Here is a 14895-nt window from a genome sequence, read left to right as displayed (position 1 = left end):
GTAATACATGACCCAGGACGTCATCGCCCTGACCCCGCAGATGCCGGACACCAAGACGCTGCTGGCCGGGCTGCACGCCGGTGGCCCCGATCTGCTCGTGAACCGGGCGGGTGGTGGGTCCGTCGTTCAGTTGTGCACCGCTGCCGGGCAGGCACTGGTGTCGGTCGAGGCGCCCCGGTACCTCCAAGTCCCGGGCGAGGTGGACCGGTTGCTCGGGTCGAGCGTGCACGCGGAGTCGCCGGTGTGGTGGACCGAGGCGCGGGCGACCACCGCCGTGGAGGAGGCAGGGCGGCTGGCCGGGTCCGTCGCCGGGCGCCTGACGGCTGAACTCGGGGGCACCGTCTGGCCGCGCGAGGCCGGTCATACCGACCTCGTGGCCGGTCTCTCCGACGCCACCACGACGGCAGCACCCATGGGTGTCGACATACTCACCGACACGGCCGCCGTCGTCATCCAGGGCCGCCCCGTCGTCGCTGCCACGACCTGGCTGACCGACGTGGTGCGCAACACGGTCCGCACCGGGCGTGAACTACAGATTCTCACCCCGCCCGGCGCCCGGCTCACCCTCCCCGCCCGCACACTGCTGGACGGACTGCCCTCCCGCTGGGTCGTTCGGGACCCCGAGTGCGGCTACTACGACGGGCTCTCCGGAGCCGTGCTGCACTGGCGCGACGGGCACCTCGCACCTGTCCCTGCCGGCGATGGTTCGCCCCGGATCGCGGACGCCTTCCGGCCCCGTCCCGGCACCGAGGGGGAACGGCAGCTGCTGCTCTCCGTCCGTACGGTCCACCCTGCCGACGAGCGGCTCGTCCTGGGCGGCGCCCTGGAGCAGGCATGGCGCACGCTCACCGGGGCCCCGCCCGCCGGGTGGGCCACCGCCGAACCCGTCAACGTTCCCTGGTCGGCACGGCAGTTGACCGACCTGGCCCGCACCCGCGCGCAACAGGCCCTGCCCACCTGGATCGTCGCAGTCGGCGCCCCCGACCGCCCGGCGATCGCCACCGTGCGCATCGCCCGCACCCGCGCCGGAGTCGAAGAGCACATCACCCTGGCCATCGGGTACAGGGGCGATGAGGGCCCGGCAGGCGCCCTGCCCGAGCTGGCCGCGTCCCTGGCGACCGGGCACGACCTCGCCACGATGGTCACCCAACTACGCACCGCCCGCGCCGATCTGACCACCCCGGCCCACTACGAGCCGCCGCCCGTACCCCTCAGCCTCACCCTGGGGCCCGACGCCGTCGCCGACCGCGGCCTTGACCAGGGCCACAGGGTGTTCGACGGCATCACGGCCACCCGGCTGGGCCCGGCCGCCGGCCGGCCCGCCCTGCACTGTGCGCTCGGCGACGGAACAGACCTTGCCGCCTGGCAGCGCCTCCAGCGGATCAATGACCACCTGAACGAACGCCCGGCAGGAGAAAAGAACCGGGGCTCGGCAGCCCGCGTGGAGGAAGTGAAGGTCGAACGCGACCGATAGTCCGGGTGTGCTCCGACAGCCGCTGCTGGGAAACTGCAGGCATGCCGACTGTTGAAGTCTCGCCCGGAGTATCCATCGCGTACGAAACCTTCGGTGACCCCTCCGACACACCTGTCCTGCTCGTGACGGGCTTCAGCGCCCAGATGCTCGCCTGGCACGAGGACTTCTGCCGCGCACTCGCCCATCGTGGCCGCTACGTGATCCGGTACGACAACCGCGACTGCGGGCTGTCCACCAAGTTCGACGGCCATCCCGTCGATACGGGCTGGCTCGTCGCCGCTGTGAGCTCGGGAGACATGCCGTCCGCCCTCGCGATGGTTCCCTACACGCATCAGGACATGGCCGACGACGGCCTCGGCCTGCTCACGGCGCTCGGAATCGAACGAGCTCACGTGGTCGGATCCTCGATGGGCGGAATGCTCGCCCAGATGATGGCCATCAGCCAACCGACGCGGGTACTGACCCTGACGTCGATGATGTCCTCGACCGGCGAACCCGAATACGGCCGGCCCAGTCCCGAAGCCCAGGCGGCGATCTCCAGTCCGAAGCCGGCGGACCGCGAGGGATACATCGCAGCGGCGGAGAGGGATCTGGTGTGGGCCTCCAAGCGCTATGGCGACCCCGCGGCCCTTCGTGAGCTGGCTGCCGACAGTTACGACCGCGCGTACTGCCCTGCCGGAGCCGGACGTCAACTCGGAGCGCTGATCCTCAGTGGTTCACGCGCACAAGCGCTCCGGGAGCTTCAGGTCCCGACCCTGGTGATCCATGGCCTGGACGACACACTGGTCGACCCCAGCGGCGGGGAACGCACCGCAGAGCTCGTGCCCGGAGCGAAGCTCTTGTTGATCCCCGACATGGGTCACGACCGCCCCCGCGAACTCTGGCCCGAGATCAACGACGCCATCGAGGCGCACACCGGCCGCGAATGAACCATTTCGGTGGCAGCCCCGCCACGGTCACGACACTCCGCCGTAGAGCGCCCGGAAGTGCAGCAGCGTCTGATGGTCCGAGTCGGATTCCGTAAGCGTGTAGTCGTCCTCAAGAACACCGTTCTCAGCCCACTGCTTCGCCCACAACGCAATGCCGTACTCGTACTCGCCGTCCTCCGCCAGCTGCCCGTTCCTGTGCCATTCCCGGGCCCGTCCGTGCAGCTCCCCCCGCGCGAACGTCGAGTCCACCATGGGCTGCCCCGACGGATACCACTCCTTCGTCGGCCCCCACCGCAGACCCTCCCGGTAGGTCGCCTCGGACCTGAGGGCGCCATCTCTTTCCGTGAACGCGACCCCGGTGAAGGGCGCGTCCTCCAGGTAGTGGAGGCCGTCGTCCTTGTAGTCGACCCGGTCTGCCGGGACTCGGTCCATGAAGACTTCCTAGCTGTCTTGGTGTCTGGTTCGACGGGCGGATCCTGTCGGCTGACGGTCCGCAAGTTCCGCCTTCCGACGGTGACTTGTGATATCCGGCCCGGTCCGATTCTGTCAGGACGAGGTGTCCGGGCCGTCGCCGTCGAGCTCGGCGAAGTGATCGAACTCGCCGGCCACGACGCCCTTGGTGAAGGCGTCCCATTTCGTCGTGGTCGTCGTCACGACGTTCTCGGGGTCGCCGGTCTCCCGGAGATAGACGAGTTCGTCCGGGCCGAAGGCGATCTCGATCCAGGGGCCGGGGCCCTCCTCGCCCTCGGGGGCGGCACGGATCCAGGTGAGGTCGGCGGGGATGTCAGCCATGGGCACGGTTCTCCTTGACGGCGCGCACGAGAGCGGCCCACGCGGCGGGTGTGGTGTGGAGTATCGCCCCGGTGGGGTCGCCGCTCTCGGTGAGCGCTATTGCTCCGGTCCAGGCCGCGGCTACGTTCACGCAGGCTTCTCCCTGCGCGCAGTAGGACGACTTCTGCCAAGCGTGTGCGGACATCATGGTTCCTTTCACAGGCTCTTGGTGACCTTGTGGATGAGTTCTCGGGATCGCGCTTCGTCCAGCGCCGCGTCGTCGAGTCGTTCGAGCAGCAGACGGTACTGGGCCAACTGGGCCTCCGCGTCGATGAACACGGGCCCGTGCGATTGGTCGAGCTGCGCGGTATCGAGTGTGGGTACCGGTCCGCGTACGTAGTACACGGATTGGCCCGAGCCCGGATAGTACGTGGCCTCGAAAGGGATCACGCGGAGGGTCGCGTGGGGAAGCTCGCTCATCCTGAGCAAGTGCTTGAGCTGTCCTCGGGCGATATTCGGGCCGCCGAACATCATGCGCAGAGCGGCCTCGTGGATGACGGCCCGGTAGGGGACGGGGTCCGTCCGGTAGAGCACTTCCTGCCGCTTGATGCGGTAGGAGACGCGGTGCTCGATCTCCGGTGGGGACAACTCGGGAACAGCCTGCCGGTAGATCTCCCGGGCGTGATCGACGGTCTGGAGCAGGCCAGGAATGTGGATGCTGTGCGCCGCATGCAGGCCGGTGCCATGGTGTTCGATCTCGGCCAGGTCGAGCAGCTTGGGCGGCAGGATCTCCCGGTACTCCTCCCACCAGCCGCGCTTGCGGTCGGTTGTCATGGCGACCAGTGCCTCGATCAGCGCTTGATCGGTGCAGGAGTATGTATGGGCCGCGACCCGTACACGGTCGGCACTGACACCGAATCGCGCCACCTCTATGTTGCTGAGCTGCCCAGAGCTCGTACCCAGGAGGTCGGCCGCCTGGGTGGTGGTCATTCCGGCACGCTCCCGCAGTTTGCGCAGCTCGGCGCCGAGCCGTGTGCGACGTGCGGTAGGGGCGGCCCTGCCTGCCATGTCGAACTCTCCCCTGAATGAAGTTCAGTTGGACTGTCACTCACACGAGTGGTTCAGCTCAAGGATTCCGGTCGATCGATGCAAGCAATCCTTGCATTCGTTTAATGTCTGCCTCAGGCCACTCGCCCGGAAGTACCCCGCTCGACGGAGCGGCCTCGTCACCGGGCACTTCGAAGCGCACCCTCCAACTTTCCTCCGTGATCGGAGACTTCCATGGTCAGTGCCACGGTATCCCCGCCCTGGGCGTACACCCTCCAACTCCCGCAGAATCCCCGCGCTCCCGGCGTGGCCCGCTCCACCCTGCGCACCGTCCTGCGCGTGCACGGCATGCGCGAACTCACCGAGATCGCTGAGCTGTTGGCGAGCGAGCTGATCACCAACGCGTACCTGTACTCCACGGGGGCCTACTCCCTGCGCCTGCGCGACGCCGGGCACAGCCGTATCCGGCTGAGCGTGTGGGACACCAACCCGCACATCCCCGCCCCCTTCCGCTGGGGCGCCGAAGCACCGGAGGAACTCGCCGAACGCGGACGCGGGCTCTACCTCGTCACCCTCTACGCGGAGAGCTGGGGCGCCCACCCCATGGGAACCGGACTGCCGGGGCAGGGCGGGAAACTGCTCTGGGTGGAATGCGCAGCCAAGACGGACGACGCTCCGTCGTACGGCGCCCGGTGAACCCGCGTCCCGTACCCGACACACCGCACCCGCATCCCGCATCCCGCATCCCGCCAGGGGTTACGGGACAGCCCTTGGCTGTCCAGCCAGGACGGGAACTCCGTCAAGTTGGGCCTACTTCCCCGTGACGTAGGCGCTCCAGATCCGGAGCGGGAAGACATTGCCGCGTCCCGAATCGGGTCCGCCCACGCCCTGCATTCCCAGCAGTTGAGGGGTGCCCGGCTTGCTGCGGAACATCGTGACGGCCGTGGTCAGCCCCTTGGTGTGGCCGATGAACCAGGCCGACTTCATCCGGTCGTCCTCGCCGGTCGCGCCCGCCGAGAGGTCGCCGGCAGCCTTGGTCCTGGCGAACGTGCCGAACTTCCCGTCCCGACCCAGCCGCGTCCAGGCCAGCATCCCCAGGGTGTTGTTCACATCGTTGGCCACCGAGGCGTCCATCGCGCGCCGCGGCTCGGGTTTCCCGAAGCCCTCGACCACCTCGCCGTCCCGGGTCATCCTGGTCACCGAGTAGGGATCGGCCCTCATACCGTCGTTGCTGAAGGCGGTGTACGCGTCCGCCATCCTGACCGCGCTCGGTGTGGACGTGCCGAGGGGAAAGGACTTGTCCAGGCGGGCCAGGCTCTCCTTGTGCAGCCCGGCCGATACCGCCAGTTCCTTCACCTTCTTCAGCCCGATGTCCTTGCCGAGCAGAGTGAAGGTGGCGTTGGACGACTTGATCAGCGCATCGCGCAGGGGCGTCGGCGCCGTCACCATCACCTGGCCGGAACCGGCACCCGGCGGGGCGGGGAGCGCCGCGTACGGGCCGTCCTTGATCAGACGCCCCTCGCTGTCGTAGCCGCTGTCCAGGGTGATCCCGTCGCCGTGCTGAAGGGCCGCTGCCAGCACGAAGGGCTTGAAGGCCGAGCCGACGGGGACGCCCGCGGTGTCGGCGTTGTTGGCGAAGTGGGTGACCGCGTCGGCTCCGCCGTACACCGCGACCACGGCCCCGTCGGACCGCACGGACGCGGCACCGACCTCGACGTGCTTGTCCTCTTGGCGCTTCTTGGGATCGAGGTCGCGCTTGCGCACGCTCCGCACGGCCCGCTCCATCTGCCCCACCCTGGCCTTGTCGAAGGTGGTGTGCACCCGGTAGCCGCCCCGGAAGAGGTCCTTGTCGGTGAGGCCCGAGCGCTTCCTGATGTACTTGTTGGCGATGTCGACGAGATAGCCGGTCTGACCGCCGAGGCTGGTCGGCTTGGCGGCCGGCCTCGGCTCGGGGAACTTCTGGTACGCGGCCCGCTCGGCCTTCGTCATCGTGCCGATCTCCACCTGCCGGTCGAGGATCCACTCCCAGCGGTCGACGGCGCGTTCGTGGTTGCCTTTGCCGCCTGCGGGGTCGTACTGCTCCGCCCCCTTGAGCAGGGACGCGAGCAGCGCCGCCTGGCTGGGGTCGAGGTCCTTCGCGGGGATTCCGTAGTACGCGTGCGCCGCTGCCTGGATGCCGTAGGCGCCGCGGCCGAACCAGCTGGTGTTCAGATATCCCTGGAGGATCTCCTCCTTGCTCTGCTTGTTGCTCAGCTTCAGCGAGATGAAGAACTCCTTGAACTTCCGGGTGGCCGACTGCTCCTGGCTGAGATAGGTGTTCTTCACGTACTGCTGGGTGATGGTCGAGCCGCCCTGGGTCTCACCGCCTTCGACCATGCTGACGGCCGCGCGGGCGATCCCCTTCACCGATACCCCCGAGTCGGAGTAGAAGGTCTCGTTCTCGGCGGCGATGACCGCGTGCTCCACCGAATCGGGTATGTCGGCGAGCGTGACGTTCTGCCGATCGACCGCGCCCACGCTCACCATCCGGCTGCCGTCCGCCCAGTAGTAGACGGTGCCCTGCCTGCGCGCCTCGGCGTTCTCGTCCGGGATGTCGACGGATGCGTAGACCACGGCGAACAGCCCGGCCAGCGCCCCGGATCCGAGCAGGATCCCGCTCAGCGCCTGCCGCCACGAAGGGACCCAGCGGAGCCAGTTGCTTCTCCCCCGGCGGGGGTAGTCGACACGGAGCCCGCGAAGGCGGGTCGGACGGATGGGGCGTCGGGCCATGCTCCGGCAGCTCCTCGTTCACCGTCCCGCACCGGTGTGGTGCGGGCTTGTGAGAGGAGATGTTCCGGATCACGATCGGGTTGTCTCAAAGCCCCGTCCGACACGGGTGGCGAACCGAGGACGAAGCACAACGGCCGTCGGCAGCCGGGTGGATCGGGTTCGTCAACCCGCCGCGGGAGCGTGCGTGGGCATGGTCGCCCGGCGCTCGGTGAATCCGCCCCCGCCGAAGGCCTACGCCGCGTCCCCGTCCAGGTACGCGTCCAGCCAGGACGGGAACTCCGTCAGTGACGACAGGACGACGTCCGCGCCCGCCGCCCGGAGCTCTTGCGCGTCGCAGGGCCCCGTGGCGACCGCGACCGACAGCGCCCCTGCCGTGCGGGCTCCGCGTACGTCGCCGGTGTGGTCGCCCACGTACACGTGCGCGCCGTGCTCGCTCAGCGCCCGGCCCTTGGCCTCCGCCCACAGGCCGCCGATCACCGCGTCGGGCTCGATCCCGAGGTGGGCGAGGTGGAGCTCCGCGCTCGGCCGGTGCTTGGCCGTGACGACTATCGCCCGGCCGCCCCGCTCACGGATCGCCGCGACCGACTCCCGGGCACCCGGCAGCGCGGGGCTCGGGGTGATGGCGTATGTGGGATAGATCTCCCGGTAGCGGTCGGCGGTGGCGGCCACCGCGTCGGCCGGGAACCAGTTGCGCAACTCGTCGTCGACGGGCGGCCCGAGCCTGCTCACCACCAGGTCCGCGTCGATCGGCGTCCCCGTCTCGGCCGAAAGCGCCAGGTAGGCGGCCTTGATGCCGGGCCGGGTGTCGATGAGCGTCATGTCGAGGTCGAAGCCGACCGTCAGCGGGTGCGAAGGCATGAAGCCCATTGTCGCGCGTGGCGGGTGCCGGGCGTCGGCGGTACGGGCCTCGGTCGCCGAACCGGCGGTGCTTGGACCGACCGGCACATGGGGGGGCGGCGTCGCGGGGCCGGGCACGCACATCCGCGGCGTTGTCGTCGGTCGACAACTCCCCCATAGCCCGAAAGGCATGGGAGGGACCCCCTCCGCGTTGCCTCCCCCCTCCGCCTTGCAGACGCACGCACCCAGCCCCGCTCCTTCTCCCACCCCCCATGTGCCGGTCGGCCTTAGACTTAGCCAAGCCTAACTTTGCTTCGCCTTTCGATTGGGTCCCATGTCAGCCGCCGCACCACGCCGCCCCAGACGCGCACTCGCGACGGCGGCGGCCGTTGCGGCGCTGCTGGTGGCGGTCCTTCTCAGTCTCGCCGTGGGGGCCCGTTCCATACCCCCCTCCGAGGTGATGGACGCCCTGCTGCACGGCGGGCACTCCGACTCCGCCGAAGTCATCCGGAACATGCGGGTACCGCGCACCCTGATCGGGCTGATGGTCGGCGCGGCACTGGCCCTCGCGGGCACGGTGCTCCAGGGCATCACCCGTAACCCCATCGCCGACCCCGGCATCCTCGGCATCAGCCAAGGCGCCTCGGTGGGCGTGGTGCTGGCCATCGCGTACGCCGGAATCCACACCCTGACGGGGTACGCATGGTTCGCGTTCGCCGGGGCCGCGATCGCCTCGGTCGCCGTGTACGCCGTCGCCTCCAGCGGGCGCGGGGGCGCCACCCCCGTGAAGCTCGCCCTGGGCGGCGCCGCGATCAACGCGCTGCTGGTGTCGGTGACGACGGCGGTGCTGACGACCAAGGCGTCCGCGCTGGACGAGTTCCGCTTCTGGCAGGTCGGCTCCCTCGGCGGGCGCGAGGCCGATGTGGCCCAGCAGATCTGGCCGTTCATGCTGGTCGGAACCGTGCTCGTACTGTCCGTCGCCCGGGGGCTGGACGCGCTGGCGCTCGGCGAGGACGTGGCGAAGGGCCTCGGGCAGAAGGTCGCCACGGTACGGGTCGTCGGCGGCATCGGGGCCACCGTGCTGACCGGTGTCGGTGTCGCGGCGGCCGGTCCGATCGCGTTCATCGGGCTCGCCGTCCCGCACATCGCCCGCGCGATCGTCGGCAGCGACCACCGCTGGGTGCTGCCGATGGCGGCCCTGATCGGACCCGTCATGCTGCTCGTCTCCGATGTCGTCGGCCGTGTCCTCTTCCCGCCGAGCGAGGTGCCGGCGGGCGTGATGACGGCACTGATCGGTGTTCCGTTCCTGGTCGTGCTGGTGCGCAGGAAGGCGGTGCCCGCATGAGCGGCACCACGGTCCGGGTGCGGCCCGCCGGGTACCACGTCGTACGGATCGGGGCGCGGGGCCGGTTCCTGCTGCACCGGCGCGCGGCCGTCGTCGCCGCGGCCCTCCTCGTCGCGCTGGCCGCCCTGTGTGTCGCGTATCTCAGCGTCGGCGAGAGCTTCGTCGCGCCCGGCGAGGTCGTGAAGGTGGTCCTCGGACAGCCGTCCCCCGACGAGCTGGTCGTCGGCACGCTGCGACTGCCGCGGATGGTCGTGGGGCTGCTGGTCGGCGCGGCGTTCGGGATCGCCGGCGCGCTGATCCAGACCGTCGCCCGCAATCCGCTGGCCAGCCCCGACATCATCGGCATCAGCCAGGGGGCGAGCGCGCTCACGGTCGGCGCGATGACCTTCGGCGTCACCTCGTACACCGTGCTGCCGTATCTGTCCGTCATCGGCGGGGTGGCCGCCGCGGCGCTGGTGTACGTCTTCGCCTGGCGCGGCGGGCTGCACGCCACCCGCTTCGTCCTGATCGGTATCGGCTTCGCCATCGCGCTGCGGTCGGTCACCACGCTGTTCATGACGAAGGGCGACTATCTGGTCGCCCAGCAGGCGCAGGTCTGGATGACCGGCTCGCTCAACGGCCGCGGCTGGTCCGAGGCCGCGCCGATCGGCTGGACGCTGCTGATCCTCCTGCCGGCCGTCCTGTGGGCGGCGCGGGCCCAGCGCACCGTCTCCATGGACGACGACACCGCGACGGCGCTCGGGGTGCGTCTGGGACGCGTACGGCTGGGGCTCGTCGCCCTCGGCGTGATCCTGGCGTCCGTGGCGACGGGGACGGCCGGGCCGGTCGACTTCGTGGCGCTGCTCGCCCCGCAGATCGCCCGCCGGATGACCCGCACCGCGCAGATCCCGCTGTTCTGCTCGGCGCTGCTCGGCGCGGTGATCGTGGTCTTCGCGGATCTGCTGGCACGCAGGCTCTTCTCGCCCACCGAGCTTCCGGTGGGCGTTCTGACGGCGGCGGTCGGCGCCCCGTATCTGATCTGGCTGATCGTCCGAGGTCACGGCGGCGGTCGCGGCCGTAGTGGAGGCACCGCATGAGCTCGACCCGTACGTCCGACGCGCCTGACGCGCCCGAGGCCGCGGCGACCGCGGCCGGCCGGCTCACCGCACGGGAGCTGACCCTCGCGTACGAGGACCGCACCGTCGTGCGCGAACTGGACCTCGACGTGCCCGACGGCCGGGTCACCGTGATCGTCGGCCCGAACGCCTGCGGCAAGTCGACCACCCTGCGCGCGCTCGGCCGGCTCCTCAAGCCGCGCGGCGGGGCGGTGCTCCTGGACGGCACCGAGCTGTCGAGGATCCCCACGCGGAGGATCGCCCAGTCGATCGGGCTGCTGCCGCAGACCCCGGTCGCCCCCGAGGCGATCACGGTCTCCGACCTCGTCGCCCGCGGCCGGCAGCCGCATCAGCACTGGTGGCAGCAGTGGTCCCAGGAGGACGAGCGGGCGGTGACGGAGGCGATGGAGCGTACGGACGTCACCGCACTCGGCGAACGGTCGGTGGACGAGCTGTCCGGCGGGCAGCGTCAGCGGGTCTGGATCGCGATGGCGCTCGCCCAGGAGACCGATCTGCTGCTGCTCGACGAGCCGACCACGTACCTCGACATCGCGCATCAGGTGGAAGTCCTCGACCTGGTGCGCCGGCTGACCGCCCCGGCGGCGGACGGCACCCGCGGCCGGACCGTCGTCACCGTGCTCCACGACCTCAACCAGGCCGCCCGGTACGCGGACCACCTGGTCGCCATGAAGGCGGGCCGGATCGTCGCCGAGGGCCACCCGGACGACATCGTGACCGCCGATCTCGTGCGCGAGGTCTTCGGCCTGGACGCGGTGATCGTCCCGTGCCCGGTGACGGGTTCGCCGCTCGTGGTGCCGGGTGCGCCGTGGCAGGCCACGCCGACGGCGTGAACCGTGCCCCGCTCCCGGCCCGGGCGCGGGCGACCGTCCTCGATCGCCGGGCGGGCTCGATTGTGCCGCTGGGCGGCGTGCACCCCGCCTATCCCGCGCGCCTCCGCGCCCGCCACACCAGGAACACCGCCGACGCCACGGCGGCCGTCCGTACCACCACCGGCCAGACCCCGCTCAGCGCCTGCGCCATCCCGTCCTGCGGGATGGGTTCGCCCCAGCGGCCCGTCGTCCGGCCCCACAGCCAGACCAGGGCGCCCGCCACGACCACGCCCGGCAGCCCCATCACGGCCCACTTCGCCTCCGCGCGGGAGAGCTTGCGCGAGCTGTACGCCAGCAGCCAGCCGCCGGCCAGGGGCAGCCAGGAGCCCGTCACCGCGCCCGCGACCAGCAGCACGGCGGCGAGCAGCAGCAAGGGGTGGGAGAAGCCGCGGCCCGTCGCACCGCCCTCGCGCGCGGCACGGCGGCCGAACCCCGGGAACCGTCGGCGGCGCGGGGCCTCGCCGGGACCGTCGTCCTCGGCGGGACCGTCACCGCCGTCCGGCTCGTCGTACTCCGGCGCACCGTCACCCGTGCGCGGACGCGGCACGGCGCCCCCGTCCGCGGGCGGCGGCTTCATCATGTCCGGGATCTCGACACCGCCGACGAACCCCGGTACATCGACCCCGTCACCGAACGGCGTCGGCTCGACGCGCCACCAGTCGGGCTCGTTGCCGGACCGGCCCAGCTCGTCCGAACCGGCCATGTGCGGCGGCGACGGCACCCGCCCGGCCGGTTCCGGGGCCGCGGACGGCGCGGACTCGTCGGCGCGCCCCGGCTCCGCGTCCGAGGACTCCCCATCCGGGGTCTCCGCCCGCACCGGCGACGCGCCCCGGCCGGAACCGTCTTTCCGCAGCATTCCCCGGCGCGGCCGGGGGATGCCGCCGCCCTCCCCCGCGACGGGTCCCGGCCCCTGCGGCAGCTCCACCGTGCCGTCCGCCGACGAGGCCGCCGCGGCGACCAGTTCGTCCGGCGTGCCGAGCCTCCCGATGATGCGTCGGACCGCCGCCGGGGTGTCCCCGGACTGCTTCTCGCGCTGCCGGTCGATCTCGCCCCGGAGCGTCGCGACGAGCCTCATCCGGGCTCCCGAGGACAGCTGTTGCTGCTGCGCCAGGTCCCCGACCCGGCTCAGATAGTCGTAGACGAGCTGGTCGCTCTCGATGCCCACGTGATGGTTCCCCTCTGCGGCCCTGCACCGACGGTAGCGCCCTCAGGCCTGCCCGGAACGACTACCGTGGGACGGATGGGGACGACCACACCACCGCGGACGCTCGCCGAGGCCCTCCGCGCCCGGGACGACGAATCGCTGGCGGGGCTGCTGCGCGCCCGCCCCGATCTCCTCACCCCCGTGCCGGGCGACATCACCCAGCTCGCGACGAGAGCCGGCACGCGTGCCTCCGTCGTACGCGCGCTGGAGCACCTCGACCGGTTCGCGCTGCAGACCGCCGAGGCGCTCGCCGTGGCTCCCGACCCCGCCCCGTACGAGACGCTGCTCGGCCTCCTCACCGGCGACGGCCGGGACGACGGCGAGCACCGGGGCGGCGCGGACACGGCGATCGGGGACGCGCTGCCCGCCGCCCTGGACACACTGCGCGAACAGGCCCTCGTCTGGGGCGAGAACGACCGGCTGCGACTGGTGCGCACCGCACGCGAACTCCTCGCGCCGTCCCCGCAGCACCCCTCCCCCACCGGCCTGGGCCCGACCGTCGCGGAGGCGACCGCCGGAATGTCGCCGGGCCGCCTCCAGGAGATCCTGGCGGCGGCCGGTCTGCCCACCACCCACGATCCGGTCTCCGCGGTGACGTCCCTGTCGGCGCTCTTCACCGACCGGACCAGGATGGGCGAGCTGCTGGACACCGCCCCCGCCGAGGCCCTGTCCGTGCTGGACCGGCTGGTGTGGGGGCCGCCGTACGGGGAAGTGACCCCGAACCCCACCCCGCCGGTGAAATGGCTGCGCGACCACGGGCTGCTGCTGCCCGTGTCGACCCGCACCGTGGTGCTGCCGCGCGAGGCCGCCCTGCATCTGCGGGCCGGACGCGCCCACCGGGTGCCGGAACCGCGCCCGCCGGCCGTGGAGGCGGTCGCCACCCGTGATCCCCAGGCTGTGGACAGCGCCGCGGCCGGCCAGGCCTTCCTGGCGGTGGGCACCGTCGAGGAGCTGCTGAAGGGCTGGAACGGCGGCGGGCCCGCGATACTGCGGGCCGGCGGCCTCAGCGTCCGCGACCTGAAGCGGACCGCCACCGCCCTCGACGTCTCCGAGCCGGTCGCCGCGTTCTGGACCGAACTCGCCTACGCGGCCGGGCTGCTGGCCTCCGACGGCGAGGCCGACGAACGGTACGCGCCGACGCCCGCCTACGACGACTGGGCCGAACTCCCCGCCCAGGACCGCTGGGCGCGCCTCGCCACCGCCTGGCTCGCCGCGACCCGTACACCCGGACTGATCGGCGGCCAGGACGCCAAGGGCCGGGCCCTGTCCGCCCTCGGCCCCGACCTCGACCGCTCCGCCGCGCCCGAGATCCGCCACCGGATCCTGGCCCTCCTCGCCTCCCTGGAGCCGGGCACCGCCCCCGACCCGGAGACCGTGCTCGCCCGGCTCCGCTGGGAACGCCCGCTGCGCGGCGCGTCCGCCTCCGCCGGGGACACCACCGACCTCCGGTCCCGGATCGCCCTGTGGACGCTCAACGAGTCCGAACTCCTCGGCATCACCGGCCGCGGCGCACTCGCCGCGCACACCCGCGCCCTGCTCGACTCCGGCCCCGCCGAGGCCGCCGCGCTGCTCGCGCCCCTCATCCCGGAGCCCCTGGACCACGTCCTGCTCCAGGCCGACCTGACGGCCGTCGCCCCCGGTCCGCTGGAGCGCCCGCTGGCGGACATGCTCTCCGCCCTCGCGGACATCGAGTCGAAGGGCGGCGCGACGGTCTACCGCTTCACCCCCGGCTCCGTGCGCCGGGCCCTGGACGCCGGACAGTCCGCGGCCGACCTGCACGCCTTCCTCGCCGCCCACAGCCGCACGCCGGTGCCGCAGCCGCTCAGCTACCTCATCGACGACGTCGCCCGCCGCCACGGCCATCTGCGGATCGGCGCCGCCTCCTCGTACGTACGCTGCGACGACGAGGCCGTGCTGAACGAGATCCTCGCCGACCGGCGCTCGGCCGCACTGCGCCTGCGCCGCCTGGCACCGACGGCCCTGGCCGCCCAGGTCGACCCGGCGTCCCTGCTCGAAGGGCTGCGCGAGATGGGCTACGCGCCGGCCGCCGAGTCCGCCGAGGGCGACGTCCTGATCACCCGCGCGGGCGCCCGTCGCACGCCGCCCCGCACACCCCCCGTCCCCGTGCCCGAGGGCCCTCCGGTCCCGGACGCGACCCTGCTCGGCGCGGCGGTCCGGGCGATCCGCGCCGGGGACACGGCCGCCACGGTGGTCCGCAAGGACCCGGCCGACGCGCCCGCCGCCACGCCCGGCTCCCTGCCCCGTACGACCTCCGCCGAGACCCTCGCCACCGTCCAGGCCGCCGCGATGACCGGCTCGGCGATCTGGATCGGCTACGTCAACGCGGACGGCGCGGCCAGCCAGCGCGTCATCGCCCCGGTCCGGGTCGAGGGCGGCTTCGTCACGGCGTACGACCACACGGCGGACGAGGTCCGCACGTACCCGCTGCACCGGATCACCGGAGTCGCCGAACTGGCCGACGACGCCGCACACTGAGCCCGGAGCCCGGCGCCCCCGCACGGGTGTCGTGCCCGC

Annotated in this window: 14 protein-coding genes; 7 read left to right on the top strand and 7 right to left on the bottom strand. The window is 71.9% G+C overall.

Features of this window, described 5'->3' with window-relative positions:
* Positions 1 to 7: 7 nt before the first annotated feature.
* Complete coding sequence (locus ACIQCZ_RS01110; protein WP_402278517.1) at positions 8 to 1474, top strand: DUF6177 family protein; 1467 nt, start codon at positions 8 to 10, stop codon at positions 1472 to 1474.
* 41 nt (positions 1475 to 1515) lie between these two features.
* A complete protein-coding gene (locus ACIQCZ_RS01105; protein WP_402278515.1) occupies positions 1516 to 2403 on the top strand; it encodes an alpha/beta fold hydrolase in 888 nt (295 codons plus the stop codon).
* Between the two features lie 27 nt (positions 2404 to 2430).
* Here the strand turns inward: ACIQCZ_RS01105 and ACIQCZ_RS01100 are convergent, their stop codons facing one another.
* The 4 genes from ACIQCZ_RS01100 to ACIQCZ_RS01085 form a co-directional block, all read right to left on the bottom strand.
* The gene (locus ACIQCZ_RS01100) at positions 2431 to 2835 is read right to left on the bottom strand and encodes a toxin-antitoxin system YwqK family antitoxin (RefSeq protein WP_402278513.1); all 405 of its coding nucleotides are present in this window, start codon (positions 2833 to 2835) and stop codon (positions 2431 to 2433) included.
* A 114-nt stretch (positions 2836 to 2949) separates the two neighbouring features.
* Positions 2950 to 3195, bottom strand: coding sequence for a DUF397 domain-containing protein (locus tag ACIQCZ_RS01095; RefSeq protein ID WP_376216613.1), 246 nt, complete (start codon positions 3193 to 3195; stop codon positions 2950 to 2952).
* Positions 3188 to 3379, bottom strand: a complete 192-nt coding sequence (locus tag ACIQCZ_RS01090) for a DUF397 domain-containing protein (RefSeq protein WP_402278511.1) — start codon at positions 3377 to 3379, stop codon at positions 3188 to 3190. Before ACIQCZ_RS01090 ends, ACIQCZ_RS01095 begins: the two co-directional genes overlap by 8 nt.
* Positions 3380 to 3390: 11 nt before the next feature.
* Entirely contained in the window at positions 3391 to 4242 is an 852-nt protein-coding gene (locus ACIQCZ_RS01085; RefSeq protein ID WP_402278509.1) for a Scr1 family TA system antitoxin-like transcriptional regulator, read from the bottom strand.
* Positions 4243 to 4455: 213 nt separating this feature from the next.
* Between ACIQCZ_RS01085 and ACIQCZ_RS01080 the strand changes: the two genes are divergently transcribed.
* A complete protein-coding gene (locus ACIQCZ_RS01080) occupies positions 4456 to 4917 on the top strand; it encodes an ATP-binding protein (protein ID WP_402278507.1) in 462 nt (153 codons plus the stop codon).
* A gap of 114 nt (positions 4918 to 5031) precedes the next feature.
* Here ACIQCZ_RS01080 and ACIQCZ_RS01075 read toward each other — a convergent pair whose 3' ends face one another.
* Both ACIQCZ_RS01075 and ACIQCZ_RS01070 read right to left on the bottom strand, forming a co-directional pair.
* Entirely contained in the window at positions 5032 to 6990 is a 1959-nt protein-coding gene (locus ACIQCZ_RS01075; protein WP_402278505.1) for a transglycosylase domain-containing protein, read from the bottom strand.
* 231 nt (positions 6991 to 7221) lie between these two features.
* Positions 7222 to 7857, bottom strand: coding sequence for an HAD family hydrolase (locus tag ACIQCZ_RS01070; protein ID WP_402280157.1), 636 nt, complete (start codon positions 7855 to 7857; stop codon positions 7222 to 7224).
* 304 nt (positions 7858 to 8161) lie between these two features.
* Between ACIQCZ_RS01070 and ACIQCZ_RS01065 the strand changes: the two genes are divergently transcribed.
* Genes ACIQCZ_RS01065 through ACIQCZ_RS01055 form a run of 3 tightly spaced genes read left to right on the top strand, consistent with a single transcriptional unit; the run spans position 8162 to position 11117 of the window.
* Positions 8162 to 9172 (top strand): FecCD family ABC transporter permease, encoded by a 1011-nt coding sequence (locus ACIQCZ_RS01065; protein ID WP_402278503.1) that lies wholly within the window; start codon positions 8162 to 8164, stop codon positions 9170 to 9172.
* Positions 9169 to 10248: a FecCD family ABC transporter permease gene (locus ACIQCZ_RS01060; RefSeq protein WP_402278501.1), complete on the top strand. Its 1080-nt coding sequence runs from the start codon at positions 9169 to 9171 to the stop codon at positions 10246 to 10248. Before ACIQCZ_RS01065 ends, ACIQCZ_RS01060 begins: the two co-directional genes overlap by 4 nt.
* Positions 10245 to 11117, top strand: a complete 873-nt coding sequence (locus ACIQCZ_RS01055; protein ID WP_402278499.1) for an ABC transporter ATP-binding protein — start codon at positions 10245 to 10247, stop codon at positions 11115 to 11117. Before ACIQCZ_RS01060 ends, ACIQCZ_RS01055 begins: the two co-directional genes overlap by 4 nt.
* Before the next feature lie 88 nt (positions 11118 to 11205).
* Here the strand turns inward: ACIQCZ_RS01055 and ACIQCZ_RS01050 are convergent, their stop codons facing one another.
* Positions 11206 to 12321 (bottom strand): hypothetical protein, encoded by a 1116-nt coding sequence (locus ACIQCZ_RS01050; RefSeq protein WP_402278497.1) that lies wholly within the window; start codon positions 12319 to 12321, stop codon positions 11206 to 11208.
* Between the two features lie 75 nt (positions 12322 to 12396).
* Between ACIQCZ_RS01050 and ACIQCZ_RS01045 the strand changes: the two genes are divergently transcribed.
* Entirely contained in the window at positions 12397 to 14856 is a 2460-nt protein-coding gene (locus tag ACIQCZ_RS01045) for a helicase-associated domain-containing protein (protein ID WP_402278495.1), read from the top strand.
* The last annotated feature ends 39 nt before the right edge of the window (positions 14857 to 14895 follow it).

The sequence above is a fragment of the Streptomyces sp. NPDC093149 genome (genome assembly GCF_044754145.1).
Classification (GTDB): domain Bacteria; phylum Actinomycetota; class Actinomycetes; order Streptomycetales; family Streptomycetaceae; genus Streptomyces.
Note: the sequence above shows the minus strand (reverse complement) of the source record. Positions and strands in the feature narration are given on the sequence as shown.

Coding starts and splice junctions, on each gene's coding strand:
- ACIQCZ_RS01090 (WP_402278511.1), bottom strand. CDS start 3,379: ATGTCCGCACACGCTTGGCAGAAGTCGTCCTACTGCGCGCAGGGAGAA.
- ACIQCZ_RS01060 (WP_402278501.1), top strand. CDS start 9,169: ATGAGCGGCACCACGGTCCGGGTGCGGCCCGCCGGGTACCACGTCGTA.
- ACIQCZ_RS01045 (WP_402278495.1), top strand. CDS start 12,397: ATGGGGACGACCACACCACCGCGGACGCTCGCCGAGGCCCTCCGCGCC.
- ACIQCZ_RS01065 (WP_402278503.1), top strand. CDS start 8,162: ATGTCAGCCGCCGCACCACGCCGCCCCAGACGCGCACTCGCGACGGCG.
- ACIQCZ_RS01085 (WP_402278509.1), bottom strand. CDS start 4,242: ATGGCAGGCAGGGCCGCCCCTACCGCACGTCGCACACGGCTCGGCGCC.
- ACIQCZ_RS01070 (WP_402280157.1), bottom strand. CDS start 7,857: ATGGGCTTCATGCCTTCGCACCCGCTGACGGTCGGCTTCGACCTCGAC.
- ACIQCZ_RS01105 (WP_402278515.1), top strand. CDS start 1,516: ATGCCGACTGTTGAAGTCTCGCCCGGAGTATCCATCGCGTACGAAACC.
- ACIQCZ_RS01075 (WP_402278505.1), bottom strand. CDS start 6,990: ATGGCCCGACGCCCCATCCGTCCGACCCGCCTTCGCGGGCTCCGTGTC.
- ACIQCZ_RS01055 (WP_402278499.1), top strand. CDS start 10,245: ATGAGCTCGACCCGTACGTCCGACGCGCCTGACGCGCCCGAGGCCGCG.
- ACIQCZ_RS01110 (WP_402278517.1), top strand. CDS start 8: ATGACCCAGGACGTCATCGCCCTGACCCCGCAGATGCCGGACACCAAG.
- ACIQCZ_RS01100 (WP_402278513.1), bottom strand. CDS start 2,835: ATGGACCGAGTCCCGGCAGACCGGGTCGACTACAAGGACGACGGCCTC.
- ACIQCZ_RS01095 (WP_376216613.1), bottom strand. CDS start 3,195: ATGGCTGACATCCCCGCCGACCTCACCTGGATCCGTGCCGCCCCCGAG.
- ACIQCZ_RS01080 (WP_402278507.1), top strand. CDS start 4,456: ATGGTCAGTGCCACGGTATCCCCGCCCTGGGCGTACACCCTCCAACTC.